The sequence below is a fragment of the Streptomyces sp. HUAS MS02 genome (assembly GCF_055702265.1).
On sequence record NZ_CM146747.1, the window covers coordinates 4,925,969 to 4,952,576 of the forward strand.

22 protein-coding genes are annotated in these 26,608 nt (G+C 68.1%); 9 read left to right on the top strand and 13 right to left on the bottom strand.

Annotated elements, in window-relative coordinates; translation table 11 throughout:
* Window positions 1-15: 15 nt before the first annotated feature.
* The 6 genes from gyrB to dnaA form a co-directional block, all read right to left on the bottom strand.
* On the bottom strand, window positions 16-2,085 hold the full coding sequence (gene gyrB, locus ACZ9QC_RS21115) for a DNA topoisomerase (ATP-hydrolyzing) subunit B (protein WP_472921561.1): 2,070 nt from the start codon (window positions 2,083-2,085) through the stop codon (window positions 16-18).
* A 395-nt stretch (window positions 2,086-2,480) separates the two neighbouring features.
* On the bottom strand, window positions 2,481-3,017 hold the full coding sequence (locus ACZ9QC_RS21120) for a DciA family protein (RefSeq protein ID WP_472921562.1): 537 nt from the start codon (window positions 3,015-3,017) through the stop codon (window positions 2,481-2,483).
* Entirely contained in the window at window positions 3,014-4,138 is a 1,125-nt protein-coding gene (recF, locus tag ACZ9QC_RS21125) for a DNA replication/repair protein RecF (RefSeq protein ID WP_472921563.1), read from the bottom strand. Before recF ends, ACZ9QC_RS21120 begins: the two co-directional genes overlap by 4 nt.
* A 116-nt stretch (window positions 4,139-4,254) precedes the next feature.
* Window positions 4,255-5,130, bottom strand: coding sequence for a phosphogluconate dehydrogenase (NAD(+)-dependent, decarboxylating) (gnd, locus tag ACZ9QC_RS21130; protein ID WP_215456972.1), 876 nt, complete (start codon window positions 5,128-5,130; stop codon window positions 4,255-4,257).
* 212 nt (window positions 5,131-5,342) lie between these two features.
* Window positions 5,343-6,473, bottom strand: coding sequence for a DNA polymerase III subunit beta (gene dnaN / locus ACZ9QC_RS21135; RefSeq protein WP_215456970.1), 1,131 nt, complete (start codon window positions 6,471-6,473; stop codon window positions 5,343-5,345).
* Between the two features lie 1,005 nt (window positions 6,474-7,478).
* Window positions 7,479-9,464, bottom strand: a complete 1,986-nt coding sequence (gene dnaA, locus ACZ9QC_RS21140) for a chromosomal replication initiator protein DnaA (protein ID WP_472921564.1) — start codon at window positions 9,462-9,464, stop codon at window positions 7,479-7,481.
* Between the two features lie 416 nt (window positions 9,465-9,880).
* Here dnaA and rpmH point away from each other — a divergent pair, with 416 nt between their 5' ends.
* The 9 genes from rpmH to ACZ9QC_RS21185 all read left to right on the top strand — a co-directional run bounded on the left by rpmH (window position 9,881) and on the right by ACZ9QC_RS21185 (window position 16,792).
* Window positions 9,881-10,018, top strand: a complete 138-nt coding sequence (rpmH, locus tag ACZ9QC_RS21145; protein ID WP_005482975.1) for a 50S ribosomal protein L34 — start codon at window positions 9,881-9,883, stop codon at window positions 10,016-10,018.
* Between the two features lie 21 nt (window positions 10,019-10,039).
* Entirely contained in the window at window positions 10,040-10,411 is a 372-nt protein-coding gene (gene rnpA / locus ACZ9QC_RS21150; RefSeq protein ID WP_078853524.1) for a ribonuclease P protein component, read from the top strand.
* A complete protein-coding gene (gene yidD / locus ACZ9QC_RS21155) occupies window positions 10,408-10,761 on the top strand; it encodes a membrane protein insertion efficiency factor YidD (RefSeq protein ID WP_472921565.1) in 354 nt (117 codons plus the stop codon). The genes rnpA and yidD overlap by 4 nt, the downstream gene beginning before the upstream one ends.
* A gap of 3 nt (window positions 10,762-10,764) precedes the next feature.
* Window positions 10,765-12,039, top strand: a complete 1,275-nt coding sequence (gene yidC, locus ACZ9QC_RS21160; RefSeq protein ID WP_472921566.1) for a membrane protein insertase YidC — start codon at window positions 10,765-10,767, stop codon at window positions 12,037-12,039.
* Window positions 12,040-12,054: 15 nt separating this feature from the next.
* Window positions 12,055-12,567 carry a Jag family protein gene (locus ACZ9QC_RS21165; protein WP_319103533.1) on the top strand — a complete coding sequence of 171 codons (513 nt, stop codon included), beginning with the start codon at window positions 12,055-12,057 and terminating at the stop codon, window positions 12,565-12,567.
* A 115-nt stretch (window positions 12,568-12,682) separates the two neighbouring features.
* Window positions 12,683-13,399 (top strand): 16S rRNA (guanine(527)-N(7))-methyltransferase RsmG, encoded by a 717-nt coding sequence (gene rsmG, locus ACZ9QC_RS21170; protein WP_215456960.1) that lies wholly within the window; start codon window positions 12,683-12,685, stop codon window positions 13,397-13,399.
* Between the two features lie 288 nt (window positions 13,400-13,687).
* Window positions 13,688-14,761: a ParA family protein gene (locus ACZ9QC_RS21175; RefSeq protein WP_078853556.1), complete on the top strand. Its 1,074-nt coding sequence runs from the start codon at window positions 13,688-13,690 to the stop codon at window positions 14,759-14,761.
* Complete coding sequence (locus ACZ9QC_RS21180; RefSeq protein ID WP_472921567.1) at window positions 14,758-15,852, top strand: ParB/RepB/Spo0J family partition protein; 1,095 nt, start codon at window positions 14,758-14,760, stop codon at window positions 15,850-15,852. Before ACZ9QC_RS21175 ends, ACZ9QC_RS21180 begins: the two co-directional genes overlap by 4 nt.
* 322 nt (window positions 15,853-16,174) lie before the next feature.
* Window positions 16,175-16,792, top strand: a complete 618-nt coding sequence (locus tag ACZ9QC_RS21185) for a GNAT family N-acetyltransferase (protein ID WP_472921568.1) — start codon at window positions 16,175-16,177, stop codon at window positions 16,790-16,792.
* A 52-nt stretch (window positions 16,793-16,844) separates the two neighbouring features.
* Here the strand turns inward: ACZ9QC_RS21185 and trxA are convergent, their stop codons facing one another.
* The 7 genes from trxA to ACZ9QC_RS21220 all read right to left on the bottom strand — a co-directional run bounded on the left by trxA (window position 16,845) and on the right by ACZ9QC_RS21220 (window position 26,505).
* On the bottom strand, window positions 16,845-17,177 hold the full coding sequence (trxA, locus tag ACZ9QC_RS21190) for a thioredoxin (protein ID WP_184906362.1): 333 nt from the start codon (window positions 17,175-17,177) through the stop codon (window positions 16,845-16,847).
* 41 nt (window positions 17,178-17,218) lie between these two features.
* Complete coding sequence (trxB, locus tag ACZ9QC_RS21195; protein ID WP_472921569.1) at window positions 17,219-18,190, bottom strand: thioredoxin-disulfide reductase; 972 nt, start codon at window positions 18,188-18,190, stop codon at window positions 17,219-17,221.
* 173 nt (window positions 18,191-18,363) lie between these two features.
* Window positions 18,364-19,251: an anti-sigma factor family protein gene (locus tag ACZ9QC_RS21200; RefSeq protein WP_472921570.1), complete on the bottom strand. Its 888-nt coding sequence runs from the start codon at window positions 19,249-19,251 to the stop codon at window positions 18,364-18,366.
* Complete coding sequence (gene sigM, locus ACZ9QC_RS21205; protein ID WP_184906368.1) at window positions 19,248-19,961, bottom strand: RNA polymerase sigma factor SigM; 714 nt, start codon at window positions 19,959-19,961, stop codon at window positions 19,248-19,250. Before sigM ends, ACZ9QC_RS21200 begins: the two co-directional genes overlap by 4 nt.
* A 25-nt stretch (window positions 19,962-19,986) precedes the next feature.
* Window positions 19,987-21,714, bottom strand: a complete 1,728-nt coding sequence (locus ACZ9QC_RS21210; RefSeq protein ID WP_472921571.1) for a protein kinase family protein — start codon at window positions 21,712-21,714, stop codon at window positions 19,987-19,989.
* Window positions 21,715-21,832: 118 nt separating this feature from the next.
* Window positions 21,833-24,049: a murein biosynthesis integral membrane protein MurJ gene (gene murJ, locus ACZ9QC_RS21215; protein ID WP_472921572.1), complete on the bottom strand. Its 2,217-nt coding sequence runs from the start codon at window positions 24,047-24,049 to the stop codon at window positions 21,833-21,835.
* A gap of 47 nt (window positions 24,050-24,096) precedes the next feature.
* Window positions 24,097-26,505, bottom strand: coding sequence for a DUF6049 family protein (locus tag ACZ9QC_RS21220; protein ID WP_472921573.1), 2,409 nt, complete (start codon window positions 26,503-26,505; stop codon window positions 24,097-24,099).
* Window positions 26,506-26,608 lie beyond the last annotated feature (103 nt).

The following is a 26,608-nucleotide window of genomic DNA, read 5'->3' on the forward strand; positions in this document are numbered from 1 at the left end:
TCAGCTGAGACCGACTCAGATGTCGAGGAAGCGAACGTCCTTGGCGTTGCGCTGGATGAACTGCCGCCGGGCCTCGACGTCCTCGCCCATGAGGACCGAGAACAGTTCGTCGGCCTGAGCGGCGTCGTCCAGCGTGACCTGGCCGAGGACCCGGTGGTCGATGTCCATGGTCGTGATGCGCAGTTCCTCTGCGTTCATCTCGCCGAGACCCTTGAAGCGCTGGATCGAGTCCTCCCTGACGCGCTTGCCGTTCTGCCGGCCCAGCTCGATCAGGGCGTCGCGCTCACGGTCCGAGTACGCGTACTCGAAGTCGTCCCGGCCCCACTTGATCTTGTAGAGCGGGGGACGCGACAGGAACACGTGCCCGGCCTCGACCAGCGGCCGCATGAAGCGGAACAGGAAGGTCAGCAGCAGGGTGTTGATGTGCTGGCCGTCGACGTCGGCGTCCGCCATCAGGATGATCTTGTGATAGCGGAGCTTCGAGATGTCGAAGTCCTCGTGCACACCCGTGCCGAAGGCGGAGATCAGCGCCTGGATCTCCTGGTTCTGCAGGATCTTGTCGATCCGCGCCTTCTCGACGTTGAGGATCTTGCCGCGGATCGGGAGGATCGCCTGGTACTGCGGGTTGCGGCCGGACTTGGCCGAACCGCCGGCGGAGTCACCCTCGACGATGAAGATCTCGCACTTGATGGGGTCGTTCGACTGGCAGTCGCTCAGCTTGCCCGGCAGCGACGCCGTCTCCAACAGGCCCTTGCGACGGGTCAGGTCACGCGCCTTGCGGGCCGCCACGCGCGCGGTGGCCGCCTGGATGGACTTGCGGATGATGTCCGCGGCCTCGACCGGGTTGCGGTCCAGCCAGTCCGTCAGGTGCTCGTGGACGACCTTCTGCACGAAGGTCTTGGCCTCCGTGTTGCCCAGCTTGGTCTTGGTCTGGCCCTCGAACTGCGGCTCGCTCAGCTTGATCGAGATGATCGCGGTGAGACCCTCGCGGATGTCGTCACCCGTGAGGTTGTCGTCCTTCTCCCGGAGCAGCTTCTTGTCACGCGCGTAGCGGTTGATCAGACCGGTCATCGCGGCGCGGAAGCCCTCTTCGTGCGTACCGCCCTCGTGCGTGTGGATGATGTTGGCGAAGGAGTACACGCCCTCGCTGTAACCGCTGTTCCACTGCATCGCGACCTCGACGGACAGGGCCTTGTCCTTGTCCTCGGCCTCGAAGTCGATCACGGAGGGGTGCACCACGTCGCCCTTGCGGGAGTTGAGGTGCTTCACGAAGTCGACGATGCCGCCCTCGTAGTAGTACGAGACGGCCTTGACCTCGTGCTTCTCGTCCTCGCCGGCCTCGTCCGCCCCGGCGGTGGCCTTGGCCGACTCGCGCTCGTCGGTGAGGTTGATCCTCAGCCCCTTGTTGAGGAACGCCATCTCCTGGAAGCGCCGCGAGAGCGTCTCGAAGGAGTAGTGGGTCGTCTCGAAGATGTCCGGGTCGGCCCAGAAGGTGACCGAGGTGCCGTGCTCCTCCGTGGCCTCGTGCTGGGCGAGCGGAGCGGTCGGGACGCCGAGCTTGTAGTCCTGCGTCCAGCGGTAGCCGTCCGTCTTGACCTCGACGGCCACCTTGGTCGACAGGGCGTTCACGACGGAGACACCCACGCCGTGCAGACCGCCGGAGACCGCGTAGCCGCCGCCACCGAACTTGCCGCCCGCGTGCAGGACGGTCAGCACGACCTCGACGGCCGGCTTGCCCTCGGACGGCACGATGCCGACCGGGATGCCGCGGCCGTTGTCGACGACCCGGACACCGCCGTCGGGAAGGATCGTCACATCGATGGTGTCCGCGTGGCCTGCCAGGGCCTCGTCGACGGAGTTGTCCACGACCTCCTGCACGAGGTGGTGCAGGCCGCGCTCACCGGTCGAGCCGATGTACATGCCGGGCCGCTTGCGGACCGCGTCCAGCCCTTCGAGGACGGTGATGGCACTGGCGTCGTACGCCGAGGGAGAGGCCTCGGCCGTTCCGGCCAGGGCCTCGGTGGACGGGATGTTCTCGTTGGGGTTGCCGGAATCGGCCACGAAGCGCCCTTTCTGGCACAGCACAAGCCAGGCTCTTGGCGGGTTTGCCGGAGCGGCTGCGGCATGTTGCGGTGGAAGCCTTTGTCAGCGTTGCACAGTGTTTCCGAAGCGGTCCCCACGAATGGGGCGGGATTAGCTTCCAGTCTACCGGTAGCGCCGACAGTGATGGGGGTTTGCCGGTACCTGAGTCCGCATGTGCCGCCCTGAACCGGTCTCTCCCGACTCCCCATATGCGGAGCGGGGCTCCAAGAGGCTCACAGCGGCACTCAGCGCTTCCGGGTGTCAACCCTTTGCTACTCCCGGGTCAGGTCGACGTTCGCATCCGCATGCGAACGTCCGCGCCGGAGCGCGCGGGCGCCCGCCGACGCTCGGAGGACCGCCGGTCATGGGCGCGGGAGCACCTGGAAATGTGACTACGGTCACCCGTAGGTATCGCCGGGGCCCGTGCTTCCCGGGGCCCGCAGGGGACCGTAGCGACGGGCCGAAGAGCCGGCGGGGCCGTGGACCTTGAGGAGCCGCACGGTGCCGTGGCCGAGGTCCTCGTTGAGCCGGGCGACGAGCTGCGGGGCGAGCAGCCGGACGTTCGTGGCCCAGGCGGTGGAGTCGCACCGCACGTGCAGGACCCGCTCGTCCTCGTCGTAGCGCTCGGGCACGCACCGTCTGGCCAGGTCGTCGCCGACGATCTGGGGCCAGCGCCCCATGACGCCGCCGACGGCGGCCGGCGTCTCCCAGCCCCGCTCGGTGATCAGCCTGTTGATGGCGGGGCCGAGCGGCATCGGGTCCCGGCCGTCGGCGCGCGCACCGGAGCGCAGCCCGGGGCCCCGTCGTGCCTGCTTCTGCTGCTGGGTGGCTTCGCCACGCGCGCGTGCGGCTTCCTTCGCGGCGCGCAGCGCCACGCGCGCGAGGTCCACGCCGGAGGGCTCGGGCGGCTTGGGGGTTGCGTCGGATCCGCTCATACGCGCTCCACCGTCCCGTCGGACACGGCGTACCGCGTCCCCATCAGTACGCCTGGTACGTCGTCGTCGACCGCCGCGGTCACCAGGACCTGCTCGCCCGGCGCGACCAGCTCCGCCAGCCGCTCCCGCCGACGGGTGTCCAGTTCGGCGAAGACGTCGTCGAGGATCAGCACCGGCTCGTTGCCCTCGGCGCGCAGCAGGTCGTAGGAGGCGAGTCGCAGCGCCAGGGCGTACGACCAGGACTCGCCGTGGGAGGCGTAGCCCTTGGCCGGCAGCTGACCGAGCTTGAGGATCACGTCGTCGCGATGGGGCCCCACGAGGGTGACGCCCCGCTCGATCTCCTGCTTGCGGCTCTCGGTGAGGGCCGCCGTCAGCTGCTCGTACAGCTCCTCGCGCGCGTGCCCGACGAGGCCGGGCGAGGAGGGTTTGTACTCCAGGCCGACGGGGCCGCCGCCGGGTGCCAGTTGTTCGTACGCCTTGTCGGCGAGCGGCTGGACCGCGGCGACCAGATCGAGACGCTGGGCGAGCAGTTCCGCCCCCACGCGCGCGAGGTGCTGGTCCCACACGTCGAGGGTGGACAGGTCCATGGAGCGGCCGCCGTGCCGACGGGCCAACGCGGCCGTCTTGAGCAGGGTGTTGCGCTGCTTGAGGACCCGCTCGTAGTCGGAGCGCACTCCCGCCATGCGCGGGGCCCGCGCGGTGATCAGTTCGTCCAGGAAGCGCCGCCGCTCACCGGGGTCGCCCTTGACCAGCGCGAGGTCCTCCGGCGCGAACAGCACTGTCCGTACGATGCCGAGGACATCGCGTGGCCTGACCTGCGAGGACCTGTTGATACGGGCCCGGTTGGCCTTGCCGGGGTTCAGCTCCAGCTCGACCAGCTGCTGCCGTTCGCCCTGCCGCACCTGTGCCCGGATCACCGCGCGGTCGGCGCCCATGCGGACCAGGGGCGCGTCCGACGAAACCCGGTGGCTGCCCAGGGTCGCCAGGTAGCCGACCGCCTCGACCAGGTTGGTCTTCCCCTGCCCGTTGGGGCCGACGAACGCGGTGACGCCCGGGTCGAGCGGGACCTCGACCCGGGCGTACGAGCGGAAGTCGGCCAGTGACAGGTGCGTGACGTGCATGGTCGGGTGCCGACCTCCCCCAGGGTTGTGGACCACCGTGCGGCCCTGTGGACGACTTCTCGTCGACCGTAGTGTGGTCGTCGTTGTTCTGTGCCGTGCGCGCTTCGCGCCGTGGGCTACTTCTTCTCGACCGCGTGGCCACCGAACTGGTTCCGCAGCGCCGCGATCATCTTCATCTGCGGTGAGTCCTCCTGGCGCGACGCGAACCGCGCGAAGAGGGAAGCCGTGATCGCGGGGAGCGGCACGGCGTGGTCGATGGCGGCCTCCACGGTCCACCGGCCCTCGCCGGAGTCCTGCGCGAAGCCCTTCAGACCGTCCAGGTGTTCGTCCTCGTCGAGGGCGTTCACCGCCAGGTCGAGGAGCCAGGAGCGGATGACCGTGCCCTCCTGCCAGGAACGGAAGACCTCGCGGACGTCCGTCACCGAGTCGACCTTCTCCAGGAGCTCCCAGCCCTCGGCATAGGCCTGCATCATCGCGTACTCGATGCCGTTGTGGACCATCTTCGCGAAGTGCCCGGCGCCGACCTTGCCGGCGTGCACCGCGCCGAGGTCGCCCTCGGGCTTCAGCGCGTCGAAGACCGGTCGTACCTTGGCGACGTTCTCCGCGTCGCCGCCATACATCAGCGCGTAGCCGTTCTCCAGGCCCCAGACGCCGCCGGAGACACCGCAGTCGACGAAGCCGATGCCCTTCGCCGCCAGCTCCTCGGCGTGCTTCTCGTCGTCGGTCCAGCGGGAGTTCCCGCCGTCCACGACGACGTCACCGGGCTCCAGCAGCTCGGCCAGCTCGTCGACGGTCGACTGGGTGGCGGCACCGGCCGGGACCATCACCCACACGACCCGCGGGCCCTTGAGCTTGCCCACAAGCTCTTCGAGGCTGTGGACATCGGCGAGATCCGGGTTCCGGTCGTATCCGATGACGGTGTGGCCCGCGCGGCGTATCCGCTCGCGCATGTTGCCGCCCATCTTGCCGAGGCCGACGAGACCGAGCTCCATCAGTTGTTCCTTAGGTTGCGACGTGGCAGGAGGGCACCTGAACTGCGTACCCACGCACGAGCCTAAACCCGGACGCTCACGCACACCTGTGGGCATACCCGCTCATAAGTACACCCCTACCTGCGGCTTCGCGCCGAAGGCCCGGTGATCCACCGGGCCCCCACAGCGCTGTGGACAACCTCCGCGGCTCGGCCGCGGCGGCATCCGCCCGGTCAGCCGCTGAGCCGAACCGGCATGATCAGGTACTTGTAGGCCTCGTCCGCCTCGGCGTCCACGGCCGGCTTGCCGCTGAGCAGCGCGGGCTTGGTGGACGTCGTGAACGACAGCTGGGCCACCGGGGAGTCGATGGCGCTCAGGCCGTCCAGCAGGAACGTCGGGTTGAAGGCGATCGAGATGTCGTCGCCCTCCAGCTGGGCGTCGACCCTTTCCACAGCCTGTGCGTCGTCGCTGGAGCCGGCCTCCAGGATCAGCACGCCCTGCTCGAAGCTCAGTCGCACCGGGGTGTTCCGCTCGGCGACCAGGGCGACACGCTTGACGGCTTCGACGAAGGGCGCGGTCTCGATGACGGCCACGCTGTTGAACTCCGTCGGGAAGAGCGTGCGGTACTTCGGGAGGTCACCCTCCAGCAGCCGCGTGGTCGTACGACGGCCCGCGCCCTCGAAACCGATCAGGCCTTCCCCCGAGCCCGAGCCGGAGAGGGCCAGGATGACGCTGTCGCCGCTCGTGAGGGCCTTGGCGGTGTCCAGGAGCGTCTTGGCGGGCACCAGGGCGACCGCGGACGCCTCGGGGTTCTCCGGCTTCCACAGGAACTCGCGGACCGCGAAGCGGTAGCGGTCGGTGGAGGCCAGCGTGACCGTGTCGCCCTCGATCTCGATGCGGACACCGGTGAGGACGGGCAGCGTGTCGTCACGGCCGGCGGCGATGGCCACCTGGGCGGCGGCGGAGGCGAAGACCTCGCCGGGGACGGTGCCCGTGGCGTTCGGCATCTGGGGCAGCGCCGGGTACTCCTCCACAGGCAGTGTGTGGAGGGTGAACCGCGAGGAACCGCAGACCACCGTCGCCCGTACACCGTCGGTGGAGATCTCCACCGGGCGGTTGGGCAGAGCGCGGCAGATGTCGGCGAGCAGGCGGCCGGAGACGAGCACCGTGCCCTCCTCGTCGACCTCGGCCTCCACGGACACCCGTGCGGAGACCTCGTAGTCGAAGCTGGAGAGGCTCAGCTGGCCTTCCTCGGCCTTCAGAAGGAGGCCGGCGAGGACCGGCGCCGGCGGACGGGCCGGGAGGCTGCGCGCCGCCCAGGCAACTGCCTCCGCGAGTACGTCGCGTTCCACCCGGATCTTCACTGTTGCCGCCTCCTGCTGTTGCCGGCGCTTCTCGCCCTGCCTGGCTTCGTCGTCTGTCTCGGTGTCGCTGGCTCCTGTGACGGGAAGGACACCGGGGAACAGTCTGACGCACACCACTGACACTCGGAGCCTCTCGGGGTCAAGTCGTGACGAGGCGCGGTCAGGCAGCCGAGAGCGAGTTGTGCACAGGACCCTCTTCGAAACGGATTCCCAGCTCTCTCTAGTTGGGAGTAGTAGTAGGGCCTGTGGAAACCGTGGATAACCCCGTTTTCGCAGCTCAGGTGGCAAATTTTGTCCACCGTGCCTGTGGGCGGAGGCGGTGGACAACCGGGGGTCTCTGTGGAGAACGGAAAGTTCTGCACACACCGTGCACAGCCCCGGGGCACTTCTCCCCAGCGGCGTCCCCAGGTTTACCCGTCTTTCCCACAGCCCAACCAGGCAACTTCGTGTGACGCCTTTCACTCGACACGGTGAGGAGACGCGTGGGCTTGCCGAACAGTGGACAGGCATGTGGAGAAGCCGACGGTCACTGGGGACAACCGGCCACAGCCTGTGGGTCGTCGGTGGACAACTCCGTCCACAGTCTGTGGATCACCGCTTCGTCCACAGTCTGTGGAGATCTTTCGTCCACGGATCCACAGGGGGGTGACCTGGCCCGATGATCTCTCGACAGCCCGCCCTGTGGACACGATCTGTATAACTTCCCGGTCCCCAGGGTGTGGACGGCAGAAAGTCCCCGAATCTGTGGAGGAAGGCCGTGACGCCGCAGGTAATCGAACACCTGATGACGGGACGGCGACGGCCTGGGCCGCCTCGGAGCCGACCGGCACCCGTCGACGAGACGCGTGGAAGCCGCCGAGAAAGGCTGAGGGCGCCCTCGGGAACTCGTCCCGGGGCGCCCTCAGCGACGTACGACGGCGTTCTGACCGCGGTCCGGCAGCCGTGTCGTCGACGGCTGTGTCGGGATCGGCCGCATCGTGGTCGGCTGTCTCGCCGGCTCTGTCGTCAGCCGTTCTTGATGCGGTTCGTCAGCTCCGTCACCTGGTTGTAGATGGACCGGCGCTCGGCCATGAGCGCGCGGATCTTGCGATCGGCGTGCATGACGGTGGTGTGGTCCCGGTTGCCGAACTGCGCGCCGATCTTGGGTAGCGACAGATCGGTCAGCTCACGGCACAGATACATCGCGATCTGGCGGGCGGTGACGAGGGCGCGGCCGCGCGAGGTGCCGCACAGGTCCTCCACCGTGAGCCCGAAGTAGTCGGCCGTGGCGCCCATGATCGCGGTGGCGGTGATCTCCGGGGACGCGTTCTCGCCGCCCGGGATCAGGTCCTTGAGGACGATCTCGGTCAGCCCGAGATCGACCGGCTGCCGGTTGAGCGACGCGAACGCCGTCACCCGGATCAGCGCGCCCTCCAACTCGCGGATGTTGCGCGAGATACGGGAGGCGATGAACTCCAGCACCTCCGGCGGGGCGTTGAGCTGCTCCTGGACCGCCTTCTTTCGGAGGATCGCGATCCGCGTCTCCAGCTCGGGCGGCTGGACGTCGGTGATCAGGCCCCACTCGAAACGGTTCCGCAGTCGGTCCTCCAGGGTCACCAGCTGCTTCGGCGGCCGGTCGCTGGAGAGCACGATCTGCTTGTTCGCGTTGTGGAGCGTGTTGAAGGTGTGGAAGAACTCCTCCTGCGTCGACTCCTTGTCCGCCAGGAACTGGATGTCGTCCACGAGCAGGATGTCCATCTCGCGGTACCGCTTGCGGAAGCTGTCGCCCTTGCCGTCGCGGATGGAGTTGATGAACTCGTTGGTGAACTCCTCCGAGCTCACATATCGCACGCGCGTGCCCGGGTAGAGGCTGCGCGCGTAGTGCCCGATCGCGTGCAGCAGGTGCGTCTTGCCGAGGCCCGACTCCCCATAGATGAAAAGGGGGTTGTACGCCTTGGCCGGCGCCTCGGCGACGGCCACCGCGGCCGCGTGCGCGAAGCGGTTCGAGGCGCCGATGACGAAGGTGTCGAAGAGGTACTTCGGGTTCAGGCGTGCCGTCGGCTCACCCGGGCCGGGGGCCGGTGCGGGCTGCGCCGCCAGGGGGCCGGGCGCACTGCTGGCCGGACCGCCCCGGTGCACATGTCCCGAACCCGGCGGCGGGTCGGGGAGCTCTCGCCGGTCCGGTCGCGGGTAGTCGGAGTCGGCGCCGGTCCGGTCGTAGTCGGGGCGCGGGTCGTACGGACGCCTGTCCGTCGACTGCGAGCGGTAGTCCGACGACGGCGAAGCGTAGGGGTCCCGCTCCGGGAAACCGAGCCTCTGCTGCTGCCAGCCGTAGTCGTCCTGCGACGGCCGAGGCCAGGCGCCCGGCTCGGGCCGCTGGTACTCGGACGGATACGCGGGACGCGCGGTCGGCAACTGGTCCGAGCGGCCGACGGACTGCTGGTCCGAGCGCGGGGGCGGCAGCAGGTCGCCGGGGCCGCCACCCGGCTGGTCGCCGCGCCCCGGTCCACGGTCGGTGGCCCGGTGGCGGCCGTACCCCTCGTAAGGATCGCGTCCCTGGCTGTCGTACCCGCTCGGATTCTCGTACGAGTTCTGCGTCTCGTACCCGCCGCGCGTCTCGCGCCCCTGGCTGTCGTACGAGTCCCTGCTGTCGTAGGACTCGCGGTTCTGGGCCGGAACGGAGGGGAGCTCGGGCTCCTCGAAGCGGTGCTGGAGCGGTGGGAGCGGCTGCTCGCCGACGGAGCTGTCGACGGTGATCGCGATCCGGATCGGGCGGCCGCACTCCCGGCTCAGCGTCTCGCTGACGATCGGCGCGAGACGGCCCTCGAGTACGCCCTTCGCGAACTCGTTGGGTACGGCGAGAAGTGCCGTGTCCGCGACCAGGGCGAGCGGCTGGCAGCGCTTGATCCAGCGCTCGTCCTTCACCTCGACGCCCTGGCCCTGGCCCTCACCCAGAAGCTTTTCCAGTACGCGTGGCCACACTGCGGCAAGATCGGCAGGTACGTCAGCCACAGGGCACGCTCTCTCACAGGTCCCACGAACGTGTGGTTCTGGGACAGGTCGGTTTGGAACTCGGGTGGGGCACTCGGAACGAGGTGCTGGTGGGCGGGTCGGGGCCCAGCAGCCAAAGCAAAGGGAACGAATCGGAGTTCAGCACGGTAGTCACGGCGACCGGTGCGGTTCAAGTTGTTGTCCCCAGCCTGTGGATAGTGTCTCCCCGTGGCCGCTGGTTTGACCGGATGGCGTAGCCGCGCGTACCGTAACCAGGTCGAGTTGTCGATGGCTGCTGCCGCCTGCCTCCGATGGGCACAGGTCACGTCAGGTGATCGGACAGCGGTGCACTCGGGCGTTGATACGAGCTACTCGTGGGCGCACGGTGACAGCCAGGACGGCACCCGCAAACACCGATTTCTTTCTGGAGCCCCCGAGTGAGCAAGCGCACCTTCCAGCCGAACAACCGTCGTCGCGCGAAGACCCACGGCTTCCGCCTGCGGATGCGTACCCGTGCCGGCCGCGCGATTCTCGCGAACCGCCGCAGCAAGGGTCGCGCCAGCCTGTCCGCCTGATCCTGATCAGGTCATGACGTCGTGCTGCCTACCGAGCATCGGCTGAGGCGGCGCGAGGACTTCGCGACCGCGGTACGACGAGGACGCCGGGCCGGACGCCCTCTCCTCGTCGTTCACCTACGTAGCGGTGCCACGGACCCGCACGCGCCTGGGGAGAGCGCTCCCCCGACGCGTGCGGGTTTCGTCGTGAGCAAGGCCGTCGGTGGTTCGGTTGTGCGCAACAAGGTGAAGCGCAGGCTTCGCCATCTGATGCGCGATCGAGTCGCCCTGTTTCCCCCCGGTAGCCTGGTAGTCGTACGAGCGCTGCCCGGAGCGGGTGACGCCGACCACGTACAACTGGCCCAAGACCTGGATGCCGCCATAGGGCGGCTGCTGGGAGGGGGCGCACGATGAAGTACCCGCTGCTGGCGCTGATCAAGCTGTACCAGTGGACGATCAGTCCGCTGCTCGGGCCGGTGTGCAAGTACTACCCGTCGTGCTCCCACTACGGCTTCACGGCCATCGACCGGCACGGTGCGATCAAGGGAACGGCACTCACCGCCTGGCGCATCCTGCGATGCAATCCGTGGTCGCTCGGCGGTGTGGATCATGTCCCGCCGCGCAAGCGCCCACGGTGGCACGAGATGTTGCGTGGCGCCTGGCGTGCACGCAAGGGCGGGACCTCCGCCGCCGAACTGGCCACCGAGGGGCACGTCTCCTCGGGCCCGGCCGCAGAGACCCCGTCCCATGCCCAAGGAGCATGATTAGTGGACACGATTGCCAGCCTCTTCAGCTTCATCACGACACCTGTCTCCTGGGTCATCGTCCAGTTCCACAAGGTGTACGGCGCCCTCTTCGGCGCTGACACCGGGTGGGCCTGGGGCCTGTCCATCGTGTCCTTGGTGATCCTGATCCGTATCTGCCTGATCCCGCTCTTCGTGAAGCAGATCAAGGCGACCCGGGCGATGCAGACGTTGCAGCCCGAGATGAAGAAGATCCAGGAGCGCTACAAGAACGACAAACAGCGTCAGTCCGAAGAGATGATGAAGCTGTACAAGGAGACGGGCACCAACCCGCTCTCCTCGTGCCTTCCCATCCTGGCGCAGTCACCGTTCTTCTTCGCCCTGTACCACGTGCTCAACAGCATCGCGAACAACGACACCATCGGTGTCATCAACGAGAGCCTGTTGGAGAGCGCGCAGAAGGCGCACATCTTCGGTGCGCCCCTGGCCGCGACCTTCACGGACTCCGCTGCCGAGGCGGCCGCACTCGACGCCTCTATCACCACGGTCCGGATCGTCACCGCGATCATGATCGTCCTGATGTCGGCGTCGCAGTTCTACACGCAGCGTCAGCTGATGACGAAGAACGTCGACACCACGGTGAAGACGCCGTTCATGCAGCAGCAGAAGATGCTGATGTACATCTTCCCGATCATGTTCGCTGTCTTCGGCATCAACTTCCCGGTCGGTGTCCTCGTCTACTGGCTGACCACCAACGTGTGGACCATGGGCCAGCAGATGTACGTCATCCACAACAACCCGACCCCGGGTTCCAAGGCCCAGGCGGCCTACCTGGAGCGCCTCTTCAAGCACGTCGCGCGGCACGGCAAGACCCGCAACCGCCGTGAGCGCGCCATCGTCAAGGCGATCGTCGTCAAGGGCCGTGACCGCAACGAGTACGAGCGGAAGTTCATCACCGGCCTGGGCAAGGAGGGCCTCGCGGCCCAGAGCGACGGCACCGTGATCAAGAGCGAGGTCCCGGTCGCCACCGCCGAGGACGGCACGTCGGCGACCCCGAAGCGCCAGCAGCCCAAGCGCCAGACCAAGTCGCAGCGTCAGTCCGGTGGCGCGAAGACCACCGACGACACCGATCCGAAGACCGAGCCCACGTCGCTGACCAAGTCGGACGAGCCGGAGGACGCCAAGCCGGCGGCCGCTGCCAAGAAAGCCGCGCCCAAGCCCGGTGCCGGCGGCCGCAGCAAGGCTCAGTCCGGTCAGCGCAAGGGTCAGCAGCGCCCCAAGTCCCCGTCCAAGAAGTAAGAAGGAGTCCATCCCGTGACGGAAGGCACCACCTCCGCAGCCTCCGAGGGTGGCGACACCCTGACCCGCCTGGAGCAGGAGGGTGAGATCGCGGCGGACTACCTGGAAGGTCTGCTGGACATCGCCGACCTCGACGGTGACATCGACATGGACGTCGAGGCCGACCGTGCCTCTGTCTCGATCATCAGCGACTCCGGTAGCCGTGATCTGAGCAAGCTCGTCGGCCGCGAGGGCGAGGTGCTTGAGGCGCTCCAGGAGCTCACGCGCCTGGCCGTGCACCGCGAGACCGGTGACCGTAGCCGTCTGATGCTGGACATCGCCGGGTACCGGGCCAAGAAGCGCGCCGAGCTCTCCGAGCTGGGTGCCAAGGCGGCGGCCGAGGCCAAGAGCACGGGCGAGCCCGTGAAGCTGCAGCCGATGACGCCCTTCGAGCGCAAGGTCGTGCACGACGCGGTCAAGTCCGCCGGTCTGCGTAGCGAGTCCGAGGGCGAGGAGCCGCAGCGCTTCGTCGTCGTCCTGCCTGCCTGACTCGGTACCAACGCTTCTCCGGCCCCGTCTGCCTGCAGGCGGGGCCGAACTTTGTCAGCCTGTTGTTCTGGTGTCAGCGCCCAGTGCGCTCTTGCGGTACGGAAGGACGGTCCCCGTGACGGAGGCAGCGGAGCTCCCCCCTGCGCCCGAGCAGGCGCGCGACGTATTCGGTGATCGCTACGCGGATGCGGTCCGATACGCCGAGCTCCTGGCTGAGGCGGGAGTACAGCGCGGGCTCATCGGCCCGCGGGAGGTACCCCGTCTGTGGGAGAGGCACCTGCTGAACTGTGCGGTGCTCTCCGAGGTCGTGCCCGAGGGGGTGACGGTGTGCGATGTCGGCTCCGGTGCCGGGCTGCCTGGTATTCCGCTGGCCCTCGTCCGGAACGATCTGAAGATCACGCTGCTGGAGCCTCTGCTGCGGCGCACGAACTTCCTGACCGAGGTGGTCGAGCTCCTGGGCCTCGACCATGTGACCGTCGTTCGTGGCCGGGCCGAGGAAGTCCTGGGGACGCTGCAGCCCGTCCACGTGGTGACGGCACGAGCGGTGGCACCGTTGGACCGCCTGGCCGGCTGGGGTATCCCGCTACTCCGCCCGTACGGGGAGATGCTGGCGCTCAAGGGCGACACCGCGGAAGAGGAGCTGAAGAGCGCCGCCACCGCCCTGAGCAAGCTCGGCGCGGTGGAGACTTCCATCCATCATGTGGGTGAGGGCGTGGTCGATCCGCTGTCCACGGTGGTCCGGGTGGAGGTCGGGGAGAGCCCCGGAGGAGTGCGCTTCGCCGCCAAGCGGGCGAAGGCGGCTCGGTCAGGTCGGGTACGGCGTCGCCGCTAGGCACTGATCTGGACGTTCGTTGATCCGTCCTGACGACGAGTCGTACTCCACACAAGCTTCCAAACCTACGCATCTCGGAGTGTCGCGCAAGCCTGGCCTGTGCCGCTGGGCATCGTGTTTCACGTGAAACGTCGCTCACTGCTGCACGGCATCATCAGTCGTGGCCGCGCCGCGGCCGAACCGCGCGACCGGAAGCCTCTCGGGTCACTCGGAGAGGTAACGGAGTTTTCCACAGAGGTGGAATTCTCCACAGAACACCAGGCCTCACTGGTTCACGACCCCGAAGACATGGGAGGCTCTGTTCATTGCGAGCCTGAAGTCGAGGAGAGTGAATCCTTGCGGTCCGACGCCAACATCGCGGGACCGATGACCGATCCGGTCCCCGGTCCCCGTACCGAGTCGATGGGGGAGGATGTTTCACGTGAAACACCGCCCCCGATGGACGACACTCCCATCGGTCGTGCTGCCCAACTGGCGGTAGAGGCTCTGGGCCGGGCCGGTGAGGGATTGCCGCGGCCCGAACAGACCCGAGTCATGGTCGTCGCCAACCAGAAGGGCGGCGTCGGAAAGACCACAACGACGGTCAACCTCGCCGCGTCGCTGGCTCTGCACGGCGCCCGTGTCCTCGTGGTCGATCTGGACCCCCAGGGCAACGCGTCCACCGCGCTGGGGATCGACCATCACGCCGAGGTGCCGTCCATCTACGACGTGCTGATCGACAGCAAGCCGCTGTCGGAGGTCGTCCAGCCCGTTCCCGATGTGGAAGGCCTCTTCTGCGCCCCCGCCACGATCGATCTCGCCGGTGCGGAGATCGAGCTGGTGTCGCTGGTGGCACGAGAGAGCCGACTGCAGCGAGCCATCCAGGCGTACGAGCAGCCCCTGGACTACATCCTCATCGACTGTCCGCCCTCGCTCGGTCTCCTGACGGTGAACGCATTGGTGGCCGGCCAGGAAGTCCTCATCCCGATCCAGTGCGAGTACTACGCGCTGGAGGGCCTCGGTCAGCTGCTCCGCAACGTCGACCTGGTACGGGGGCACCTCAACCCCGTCCTCCATGTGTCGACCATCCTGCTCACCATGTACGACGGACGGACCCGCCTGGCGTCCCAGGTCGCCGACGAGGTGCGCACCCACTTCGGTGAAGAGGTGCTGCGGACGAGCATTCCCCGCTCCGTCCGTATCTCCGAGGCGCCGAGCTATGGGCAGACGGTGCTGACTTACGATCCAGGATCGAGCGGTGCCCTCTCCTACCTTGAGGCGGCACGAGAAATCGCACTGAAGGGCGTGGGCGTCGGGTACGACCCGACGCACGCTCACATCGGTGCTCAGAACAATCCGAGTGTGGTGGAGGGGATCCAGTGAGTGATCGACGGAGGGGGTTGGGCCGTGGTCTCGCCGCACTGATCCCAGCGGCCGCGACGGGCGAGAAGGAGGCTCCGGCCGCCGCTGCGCCCGCCGCTACGCCACCAGCTGCATCTGTTTTCGTTCCCGAACGTGGGGTGGCAGCCTCGAAGCTGGCCACGCTCCCCTCTGTTTCACGTGAAACAGAGGAGTTGTCGCCCAGCACCGCAGTCGAACTGCCGGCAGCACCGGTCGGCGCCTACTTCGCTGAGCTTCCTCTCGACTCGATCACCCCGAACCCGCGCCAGCCGCGCGAGGTGTTCGACGAGGATCTTCTCCAGGAACTCGTCACCTCCATCAAGGAGGTCGGCCTTCTCCAGCCCATCGTCGTACGGCAGGTGGGCCAGGGCCGCTACGAACTCATCATGGGTGAGCGGCGTTGGCGTGCCTGTCATGAGGCCGAGCTCGACGCGATCCCGGCGATCGTACGGGCGACGGACGACGAGAAGCTGCTGCTGGACGCGCTTCTGGAGAACCTGCACCGTGCGCAGCTGAACCCGCTGGAAGAAGCCTTCGCGTACGACCAGCTGCTCAAGGACTTCAACTGCACGCATGACCAGCTGGCGGACCGCATCGGTCGCTCGCGCCCGCAGGTCTCCAACACCCTGCGCCTTCTGAAGCTTTCCGCGGCGGTTCAGCGCCGTGTGGCAGCCGGTGTTCTCTCGGCCGGGCACGCACGCGCGCTGCTCTCCGTCGAGGACTCGGAGGAGCAGGACAAGCTGGCTCACCGGATCGTGGCCGAGGGACTCTCGGTGCGGGCGGTCGAAGAGATCGTCACCCTCATGGGATCGCGTCCGAAGAGCGCGGCACGGTCCAAGGGCCCGCGGGCCGGCTCCGTACCGTCCCCGGCGCTGGGCGAGCTCGCGACCCGACTGTCGGATCGCTTTGAGACGCGCGTGAAGATTGATCTGGGGCAGAAGAAGGGCAAGATCACCGTGGAGTTCGCCTCCACGGAGGACCTTGAGCGGATCCTGAGCACGCTCGCTCCCGGCGAGAAGCTCGCTCTCCAGAAGAGCCTCCTGGACGATGCGTCGGAGGAGTCGGAAGCCTGACCCCCCGGTTCGTGCCACGGGCTTCGGCTCGTCGACCGCATGAGCGGGCTGTGTCCGATGTATACCGGACACAGCCCGCTCTTTGCTTTGAGGCGGTATCTAGGCAATCGCATCGTCGATACGATGCGTTCGGGTATGGCGCATCGACCTGGCGGATCTTTATGGAGAGGCGGGCCATGCGAACCGTGAGCCGTTCCGGACTGGTGACCGCAGGCCTGGGACTGGGGGCCGTCGGCGGATTCGTCGGCAGTCTGCTCAGGGAGCGGAGCGCTCTGACAGCCGCTCGCGACGCTGCGGGCGAAGGAAGCGAGGAACAGCCTTTATGGGCCGTCGGCTCGTACCGCTCACGCTGGACAACCTTCAGGACCTTCCCAAGCGGTGTCGCTCGTGTGTCTTCTGGGAGTTGGACCCAGTCAGCGGCGAAGCCGCGGTAAAGGCGGGCACTCCCGCCCTTGAGAAGGAAGCGTGGATCTCAGCCGTCCTGCTTGACTGGGGATCCTGCGGTCGGGTCGTCTACGTGGACGAGGTACCGGTGGGCTTCGTGCTGTATGCGCCTCCGGCTTATGTCCCCCGCTCGACCGCGTTTCCCACGAGCCCGGTCTCCCCTGACGCCGTCCAGCTGATGACGGCTTTCATCATGCAGGGTTACCAGGGCCAAGGGCTGGGCCGCGTGATGGTCCAGACGGTCGCCAAGGACCTACTGAGACGAGGCTTCAAGGCGATCGAGGCCTTCGGGGATGCCCGTTGGAAGGAACCGGCGTGTGTGCTTCCCGCCGACCATCTGACGGCCGTGGGCTTCAAGACGGTGCGGCCCCACCCCACTCATCCCCGACTGAGACTGGAGCTGCGGACGACGCTCTCCTGGAAGGAAGACGTCGAGCTGGCGCTGGACCGGCTCCTGGGCGCCGTCCAGAAGGAACCGGTGCTGCGACCCCTCTAATGAGAAAGGGCCGACCCTCCTGGGTCGGCCCTTTCGTGTTTCACGTGAAACATCACTCGGAGATGAAGTCCTCGAGGTCCCGCACGATCGCCGCCTTGGGCTTGGCGCCGACGATGGTCTTGGCGACCTCGCCACCCTGGTAGACATTCAGCGTCGGGATGGACATGACGCCGTACTTGGCAGCAGTGCCGGGGTTCTCGTCGATGTTGAGCTTGACGATCTCGATCTTGTCGCCGTACTCCTGGGCGATCGCTTCGAGGGACGGCGCGATCTGGCGGCACGGACCGCACCAGGCGGCCCAGAAGTCCACCAGGACGGGCTTGTCGTTCTTGAGGACGTCCTGCTCGAAGGAGTCGTCGGTCACGTTCTTCAGAGTGCCGGCCACTGAGGGCTCCTAACTGGTTGGTGCGGTGGGGCGGACGGGGGTCAGACGGTGGTCTTCTCGGGCTCGGCGGCCTGGTCGCCGTCGGCGAGGGCGGCGAGGAAGCGCTCGGCGTCGAGGGCGGCGGAGCAGCCGGTACCGGCGGCGGTGATCGCCTGGCGGTACGTGTGGTCGACGACGTCACCGGCGCCGAAGACACCGGTGAGGTTCGTACGGGTCGACGGAGAAGCCACCTTCAGGTAGCCCTCGTCGTCCAGGTCGAGCTGTCCCTTGAACAGTTCCGTGCGCGGGTCGTGTCCGATGGCGATGAACAGGCCCGTCACCGGCAGCTCGGACGTCTCGCCCGTCTTGAGGTTGCGCAGCTTCAGACCGGCGAGCTTCTGGTCGCCCTGGATCTCGGCCACCTCGCTGTCCCACACGAAGGAGATCTTCGGGTCGGCGAACGCACGCTCCTGCATTGCCTTGGAGGCACGCAGGGTGTCCCGGCGGTGGACGATGGTCACGGACTTGGCGAACCGTGAGAGGAAGGTGGCCTCCTCCATGGCGGTGTCACCGCCACCGATCACGGCGATGTCCTGGTCCTTGAAGAAGAAGCCGTCACAGGTGGCGCACCAGGAAACACCACGACCGGAGAGCGCGTCCTCGTTGGGGAGCCCGAGCTTGCGGTGCTGGGAGCCCGTGGTGACGATGACGGCCTTGGCGCGGTGCACCGTGCCCGCGGTGTCCGTGACGGTCTTGATCTCGCCGCTCAGGTCGACGTCGACGATGTCGTCCGGGACGAGCTCGGCACCGAAGCGCTCGGCCTGGGCCCGCATGTTGTCCATGAGGTCGGGGCCCATGATGCCGTCCCGGAAGCCGGGGAAGTTCTCCACATCGGTGGTGTTCATCAGCGCACCGCCTGCGGTGACGGCGCCCTCGAACACCAGCGGCTTCAGCGACGCGCGCGCGGTGTAGAGCGCCGCCGTGTAGCCGGCGGGCCCGGAGCCGATGATGATCACGTTACGGACGTCGCTCACGGCTTGATTCCTCGTCTCTGGAGACTGCTGCGTACTGCCGGTGGGAGCTGCTCTCGAAACTCTCACCCCACCCAACGGATCCTAAGGGGCGCGCATTCCCGGTGTGTCCGGGCACACGGAGGCGCGTCCCGGCCGCGGGCTCGCCGGAGGTGGCACAGCGGGGGAGACAGTCCTCAAGGACGGGAGTAGGAACGCTTCAGGAGAACGTCGCCGGCAGGTTCGGAAGCCTTCTCCAGGCACGAGGCGTCGACGATGTATGCGGTGACGCGTGCGTCGTCGGAGCGGTCGGGCAGCAGCACGAGGTACGCGTCAGTTCCCCGGTAGGTACCCAGCTCGGAAGCGATCGCACCTGTGGTGTCTCCGATGCCCTTCGCGATGCAGTCGGGCACGTCAGTTACGAAGAACGTCTTCGTGCGCTCGTCCGGGGACGCCGCAGTCCCGAAGTGATCCTTCTCGGGCCGGCCGCCGCTTTCCGTCTTGCTCAGGAGGTCTTCGACCCGCTTCTCCAGCTTGACGCCGGAGAACGCGGCGGTAGCGGAGTTCGGGGGATCGTCGTTCTCGCCGAGCGACTGGACGAGAACGCCGCCGAAGCCCAGGACCGCGATCGCGAGGACGGCACCGATGGCCGTCCTGCGACGGCTGCGCCGCTTCTGACTCGTCCGACCCGGGCCGGTGGACGCGCGTGGATGACCGGCAGGGCGATCCACGGCAGGCGATGTTTCACGTGAAACATGCGTGCCGTCTTCGCGCTCAGCGGGGCGGGAGACATCGGCTCGCTCTTCGGCCGTCTCGCTCTCGGTTGCCGTGGCGTTCAGCAGAGCCTCGGCGGCCAGGGCGGCGTCGATCCGTCCCGCTACGTCGTCGGGCATACGCGGAGGCCCTGGCAAGGTACCGAGCAGATCGCGGATCTCTTCCAGCGATGCGTAGACGTCGGAGCAGAGCGGGCATTCGTCCAGGTGCCGGCGGACATCCGCGGTGCGGGAAGGAGGCAGAAGACCCTCACTGAGGTCGGAGATCTCCGCGACCTCCGGGTGCCCGGCCGTGTCGGTCGTGGATGTCACGCCCGCCCACCTCCGCCCTTCACAGCCGCTGAATCGCTTGGCCCTGCATCATGTGCTTCCGCTGCGGGTGGGACGGATGTCCCCTGCGTCCGGTTCCTTCCGCGCCCCGACTTTTTGCCGCCCTCCCCCTCACCCTCCGCTCGGAGATGGGTCAGGAGCGGCAGAAGTCTGGCTCTGCCACGGGCGCAGCGGCTCTTCACCGTGCCGGTCGGCACATCGAGGATGCGGGCGGCCTCCGCCACCGGATAGCCCTGCATGTCCACCAGGACGAGCGCCGCCCGCTGATCCTTCGGGAGGGTGCCCAGAGCCTCCAGCAGCTGGCGGTGCAGATCGTTGCGCTCGGCAGGAGCGGATGCCGATTCGTGCGGCTCCAGGAGCTGCTCCAGGCGCTCGGTGTCGTCGACGGGCGACGTCTTGCGGGACGCCGCTTTGCGGGCACGATCCAGGCAGGCGTTCACCGTGATGCGGTGCAGCCAGGTCGTGACGGCCGACTGGCCACGGAAGGTGTGGGCGGCCCGGTAGGCGGACACCAGGGCGTCCTGGACGGCGTCGGCGGCTTCCTCGCGGTCGCCCAGGGTCCGCAGCGCCACCGCCCACAGGCGGTCCCGGTGCCGCCGTACGAGCTCGCTGAAGGCGTCGGGGTCGCCCTCGACATGGCGTGCCAGGAGATCCTGATCGCTCACCCCGCTGTGATCGGCGCTGTGCGCCACCGGACCCCCCTCCTTCGACGAGCTCTCAGCCCATGAACTTCACGTCGGTGATCGCCTGCTTGTATCCGGCGCCACTGAACTGGTCACCGGCGCCCTTCGGCACATCGGTGAGCCAGACGAGAACGTACCGGGTCTTCACCGGCTTCTTGGCAGAGATCTTCAGGTCCGTGGCGTTCGTCCTGTTGGTAGCGATCTTCGTCATGGAGCTGAGGGGGGCGGAGGACGACAGGGAGTCGGCCGCGTACAGCGTGGCCGTGGTGTGGTCCCCGGAGTAGTAGAGCCCTATCGAGGCCGCAGACACGTCCTTGGCCGAGCCCAGGTCGTAGACGATGCCGACGCCCTGCTTGAAGGGAGCCAGCGTGGGGCCGTCGTTGAAGGAGTAGGTCCTCCAGTACGTCGACGAGCTGTTGTCGTACGTCAGATCCACGTCGTCCGCGTGCTGAGGCTTCCCGTCCGGGTAGTACTCCGCGGCGCCCTTGATGCTGAGCGCCGTGATGGGCTTGGCCTTGTCGCTGCCCTTGTCGTTGCCGTCGGTTGTCTGGCTCGTGTCCGGCTCGCCGGACTGGCCTCCCTTGCCCATGAGCGCGTCGGCCAGCTGCCAGCTGCCGAGACCGAGTGCGGCGATCAGCAGGGCCGAGACGGCCCACTTGAGGGCCTTGCCGGTGCGGCTCTGCAGCGGGGGCGGCGGGGTCGGCAGGGGCTGCGTGATGCCGGCATGGGGGGACTGACGGCCGTACGTGCCCTGCTGGTACGTCGTGTGCTGGTAGTCCGGCGGCGCGGTGAACGTGGGCTCCGGCGGGCGGATGCGGGGCATCTCACCGATCGCCTTCACCAACTCCTCCGGCGTCGTGCACGGGGACTCATGACGGGAGGCGGTGGCACCGTCGTTGACGAGCGCCCGCATGGACAACTCCGACAGCCCTCGGTGGACGCCCGCTCGGACCTGATCGGGCGCGATGAGACCGACGCCCTTGGGGAGCCCGGAGAGGCCATGCGCGTCGTTCTCGTACGGCCAGCGCTGGGTGAGCGCCGCGTACAGCAGCGCACCGATCGCCTCCGTGTCGGTGCGCTGCGGGGTGTCCGAGCTGATGCCTCGCAGCGCGGCGTTCACCGCGAGACCACGAATGCGCCACTGGCCGGAGGCGGAACGCAGCACCGCACTCGGGTTGAGCCGCAGATGCGACAGGCCCTCCCGGTGCGCGGCGGCCATGGCGTGGGAGATCTGCGTGACCATCTGGTAGGCGTCATGTGGTTCCAGCGGACCCGACGCCAGCAGCGTCGTCAGTTCCGTGGCGTCGGGCAGCCATTCGTGCACCACGTACACGAGGTCGTTCTCCTCGACCGCGTCCAGCACCTGGACGAAGCGGGGGTCGCCCAGCAACGCGGAGGAGCGGGCCGCCGCCAGCACGGAACGCGCGCGTACGTGATCGGCGGGCAGCACATGCACGCCGACCGCGCGACGCAGTTTCTCGTCCACGGCACGCCAACTGCTGAAACCGTCCAGACGGGTGACGCACTCTTCGAGGCGGTAGCGCCTGGCGAGCTTGTGACCGCTGTGCAGTTCGGGCGGTGTCGTCTTCGACGGGACCTCGGTACCGCCGCTCCCCTGTGCCTCTTCGCTCGCCGAGCTTTCCGTGTCCCGCTCCCGGTTCTGGGCCTCCCCGTCGGCCGTGGACTGGTCCGCTTGTGCGGTCAGCGGCTCGTCGCCACTGTTGTCTGCCACGTCGACGGCAGCCGTGCTCCGTTCCGCCACCGTCGTCCCTGCCTCCCCATCCGTTGAGCGTTCCAAGACGCCAAAGCCAATTGTGCCCACAGTCCGCCGCTATGAGCGACACGCGTCGGCGGACGATGGTTGTGCGCGTACCCCAGGCTCAGCGCCCCAGCCGTCCGCGGACCATACCGACCATCGAGTTGAGCTCTTCGATGCGCATGCGTCGCGCGGCGACGTAGAAGACACCGAGCAGAACGATTCCTCCCCCGAACAGTGCGAGCATCGAGCCGCCGACGCCCTGTCCCAGGGCCCGGCTGATGCCGTAGCAGGCGGCCCCACTGAGCAGCGCCGCGGGCAGCGAGGCGATGGACAGGCGCGCGTACGTCCGCATGACCCTGGAGCCGTCCAGGTCCCCGCCCAGCCGCTTCTTGAGGCGACGCCAGGCCACGCCGACACCGATCATGTAGGCCAGACCGTACGAGGCCGCCATGCCGACCACGGCCCAGCGGGCCGGGATCACGAAGAAGCAGACCGCCGAGGCGCTCGCGTTGACGGCCGCCACGATGACCGTGTTGTAGAAGGGCGTCCGGGTGTCCTCGTACGCGTAGAAGGCGCGGAGGACGACGTACTGCACGGAGTAGGGGATCAGGCCGAGCCCGAAGGCCATCAGCATGAAGCCCATGTTCGTCGCCGCGCCGGTGCCGGACGAACCGAAGATCAGCGTGCACATCGGGATGCCGAGCGAGACGAAGCCGAAGGCGATCGGCACGATGGCGACGGCCGTGGTGCGCAGGCCCTGTGAGATGTCGTCACGCACGGCGCCGGCGTCGTCCTCGGCAGCCGAGCGCGAGATACGAGGCAGGAGGGCGGCCATGAGCGAGACCGTGATGATGGCCTGCGGCAGGCCCCAGATGAGCTGAGCGTTGGCGTACGAGGCGAAGCCGGTGCCCTTGGCGGAGGAGTCGATGGCCGAGGCGGTGGCCAGCTGGGTGACCACGAGCGCGCCCGCCTGGTTGGCGAGGACGAAGAGGATCGTCCACTTGGCGAGCATCGCGGCCTTGCCGAGGCCGTGCCCCTTCCAGTCGAAGCGAAGCCGCAGCCGGAAACCGGTCTCCCGCAGGTACGGGATCATCGCGAGAGCCTGGACCACGAGGCCGAGGAGAATTCCGACGCCGAGGAGCCGCACCCCCTCCGGCGGGATGTTGTCCACATCCATGTGGGAGTCGGCGGCGCTGCCGTAGACCCAGAGGAACGCGCCGAGGGTGACGATGATGACGAGGTTGTTGAGGACGGGGGTCCACATCATCGCGCCGAACCGGCCGCGGGCGTTGAGGATCTGCCCCATCACCACATGGATGCCCATGAAGAAGATGGAGGGCAGGAAGTACCGGGTGAAGGTGACCGCGGTCTCGTTGGCCGCGGCGTTGTCGGCCACACCCACCGACAGCGCACGGACCAGGAGCGGAGCGGCGAACATCGCCAGCGCGGTGAGGAGCCCGAGGACGACCATGACCAGGGTCAGCAGGCGGTTGGCGTACGCCTCTCCGCCATCGTCGTCGTCCTTCATGGCCCGCACGAGCTGCGGCACGAAGACGGAGTTGAGGCCCCCGCCGACGGTCAGGATGTAGATCATCGTCGGGAGTTGGTAGGCCACCTGGAAGGCGTCGCCCAGCAGAGCGAGGCCGAGCGCCGAGACGATCATCGCCGAGCGGATGAACCCCGTGAGGCGCGAGACCATGGTGCCCGCCGCCATGACGGCGCTCGACTTCAGCAGGCCCGAAGCCCGGCCGCCCTTCTTCGCGGCAGGGGCGGGCGTGGGAACGGGTGCGGGCTCCTCGAGCGTCGGGCGGCCGGCCCCGGGGCCCGAGGGCGGGGTCGGACCCGGAACGGACGGCTGTCCCACCGGGGAGCCGCCCTGCTGCTGGTCGCGGAAGAGATGGGCGAAGGCGTCCGGCTCGTGGCGCTCCTCACCGGCCTGGGTCACCAGGTCGTCCACGCCGACGAACTGGGTGGTACGGGCGTCGTCGCCGTAGGGCAGATGCCGGGTCGGCCCCTCGGGCTCGGGCGCCGGCGTCTGGGCCCACACACGAGGGTCGGGCGCGTACTGCGGAGCCGACGGCTGCGCGTAGAGCGGCTGCTGCGGCTGGTAGGTGCCCGGAGCCGGTGGCGGGTGGGCGGCGCGGTCGTAGAGAGCCTCCGCGACCGGGTCCTGGGCGGCGAGGTCCCGAGCGCGGTAGGGGTCCTGGTCGTAGGCGTCCTGGAGGTACATGTCCGCGGGAGGCTGCGGCGGCACCTGGCCCGGCCCGGGCAGCGGGCCGTCGGGATACCCCGAGTCGGCCGCGCCCTGGCCGCGGTCACCGTCGTACGGCGCGTTCATGGTTACCCCACCTCATCGTCCCCGGGCCCACCGGCCACGACAATCGCTCAACGGTCCACTCTCTCACCCGTGCCGGACGGGTCGGTGCTTTCCGGAGCGGTGTCCGGTGCCGGGTCACTCGGGTGCTCCGGCTCGTCCGTCCCGGAATTCACCGGGAGCTCCTCCTCGACAGTGTGTACGACTGAGGCGGCCTCCGTGTTCGCGTCGTCGTCGCTCGGGGTGCTCTCCGACGCCTCGTCGTCCGTCGGGGCTCCCTCCGCCTCCAGCCGCGCGGCGGCGCGCTTGCGCTGGGTGTACATCCGGAAACCGGCGAGGACGAGGAGCAGGACGCCTCCGGCGATGACCAGCATCACCGTGGGGGTGATCTCGGTGACGTCCACCGTGAACGTGACCTCGTCACCATACTTCTCGCCGTCCACGGTGTAGAGCTGGGCGACGACGGTGACCGGCCCGTTGGCCTCGGCGTTGGTGGTGAACTTCACCGACTCGCTGTGCCCACCGGAGATGTCGACGGACTGCTCGTCGAAGTCGTCGTCATCGATCTTCAGACGCTTCGGTGCTTTGGACGTGAGGCGCAGCGTCAGGTTGTCGACACCCTGCACGAGGTTGTTCTGCACGGTCACGGGGATCGTCGCGCTGCGGCCCGAGAGCTTCGTCTCGGACTTCTCGATCAACCGCACCTGCTCGGTGAGCGAGTTGAGGTACGACTGGACGCTGTTGCGGTACACCGCCCCGTCCATGGAACGGCCTCGCCAGGAGGTGGACATCTCCCGGTCCATGGTCCTGCCGAACGGTGTGACCACGCGGGACTGGTCGGAGAGGATCACCTTGAAGCGGTCGAGGTCGGCCTGCGTGGTTCGGATCTCCTCGAAGGCGGACTTCGGCAGCGCCTGCTTCCGCAGTGACGAGGGGTAGGCCGAGGCCGACGGGATCTTGGTGTTGGCCCTCGGATCGGGCTTCGCGGCGGCGGCAGCCGCGAGTTCCTGGGGCTGCGACCAGTTTCCGCCCTCGAGCGCGGTGAGAGCCTGCGCCATCGTCTGTGCCTGGCTGGCCGACGGCATGCGCTGCGGAGCGATCACGATGCTGCGCTGCTTGCTGTTCTGGAGGTCCGTGGTCAGGCTCTGGGCGAGGAACCGCTGCACCGCCAGCGTGGAACGCTCGGCCTTCGTCATGTCGCCCTGGAAGGCCGTCGACAGTCGGGAGTCCGCGACCACCGCCGTGGTGCCGCCGCCGACGGGCCGAGCCGCGTTGGGCGTGTAGGACAGGCCGCTGCTCTCCTGCAGGCTGTCGCTGCGGGCGATCACCTTGTCGGCGCCCGCGGAGATGGCGACCTTGACGATCGACGGGTCGACGGCGCCGTTCACCGGCCAGGCGAAGTCGGTCTCCGGCTCCACCCTGAGGATGTTCTGGACCGTGTCCGATGCCACATCGGTGGCGTCCTTCAGACGGCTCAGCGAGCCGGTGATCGTCCTGCCGTTGTGGGCCAGCGCCGCGAGGTCGGGGTCGGCGAAGGGAAGGGCGATCACCTCCTCGCCCTGGACCGCCGTCTCCAGCTCCGCCAGCCATTCCTTGGCGACGGCCTGATTCCTGCCCGCGACGGTGGTGTCCCCGCTGCGGACCTGGTAGCCGCCCGTCATCGCGACCACGGATGCCAGCAGGTCCGGATCGATCACCCACGTGATGTCCAGGTCCTTGCCCAGCGTCAGCAACTGCTCCAGACGTCCGCCGGCGGAGATCTCCTTTGCCAGGTCGTCGTTGAGGAAGACAGGCGTCTGCCGCTCGCCGGGACCGGTCTCGGCCGTCAGATGGGTGCTGGAGATCAGCGGCCAGAGGAACGTGGTCTTCGTCTTGGTGCCCGCCTCGTCCGGCTGCCAGGGCAGGAACGTGCGCTGGATGCCGAGGACCTGGTCGTACTGCGCTGCGGCGGTCCTGCCCGAGAGGGAGACTCCCAGCTGATAGACACCGTCCGAGCCGAGGTCCAGTTCCTTGACGGGCACGGAGATGGTGAAGGGTTGCGCCACCCCGGAGGCGAGCGCGGAGAACTTCTCCACGTACTTGCCGCCGACCTCCGGGCCGTCGGCGTACTGGTCGAAGCCGGTCCGTTTGGCCGCGTCGTCGATGGACGAGCGGCCCTTCACGGCAGCCGGGGCCACACGCAGGCCCACGTGGGCGTCCGTGACGGTCTGCTTGCCCTTGTTCGTGACCGTGCCCGAGACGGTCACGGTGTCGCCCTCGGTGGGCACGCTGGGGCTGAGCGAGTCGAGGGAGACCTCGACGGTGTTCGACCCCGTGGCCTCGGCCAGGGCGGCCTTCGGGGCTGCCTGCGCCGACGGGACTGCGGGCAGCTGGAACAGGCCGGCCAACAGGGGCACCCCGGCGAAGAGGGCCCCGGTGCGCAGCAGCCACCGGCGGGCAGGTGAGGGACTCGTCCCTTGGAAGTCTGCCGCCTCGGCCACGCGCTCGCCCGTCCCTCGTCGTCGTCAGTGGTCGTCGGAATGTGCGTCCACGCATGGTAACGATGTGCGCTGAGGGGAAGTGCCGCGGTCCGCTCCACAAGAT

Bases quoted from the DNA above. Each gene is read 5' to 3' on its own strand.
- gnd (WP_215456972.1), bottom strand. From the start codon at position 5,130: ATGGAGCTCGGTCTCGTCGGCCTCGGCAAGATGGGCGGCAACATGCGC.
- ACZ9QC_RS21185 (WP_472921568.1), top strand. From the start codon at position 16,175: ATGGGCCGTCGGCTCGTACCGCTCACGCTGGACAACCTTCAGGACCTT.
- ACZ9QC_RS21120 (WP_472921562.1), bottom strand. From the start codon at position 3,017: ATGAGCGGATCCGACGCAACCCCCAAGCCGCCCGAGCCCTCCGGCGTG.
- ACZ9QC_RS21175 (WP_078853556.1), top strand. From the start codon at position 13,688: ATGGGAGGCTCTGTTCATTGCGAGCCTGAAGTCGAGGAGAGTGAATCC.
- recF (WP_472921563.1), bottom strand. From the start codon at position 4,138: ATGCACGTCACGCACCTGTCACTGGCCGACTTCCGCTCGTACGCCCGG.
- murJ (WP_472921572.1), bottom strand. From the start codon at position 24,049: ATGAACGCGCCGTACGACGGTGACCGCGGCCAGGGCGCGGCCGACTCG.
- yidD (WP_472921565.1), top strand. From the start codon at position 10,408: ATGAAGTACCCGCTGCTGGCGCTGATCAAGCTGTACCAGTGGACGATC.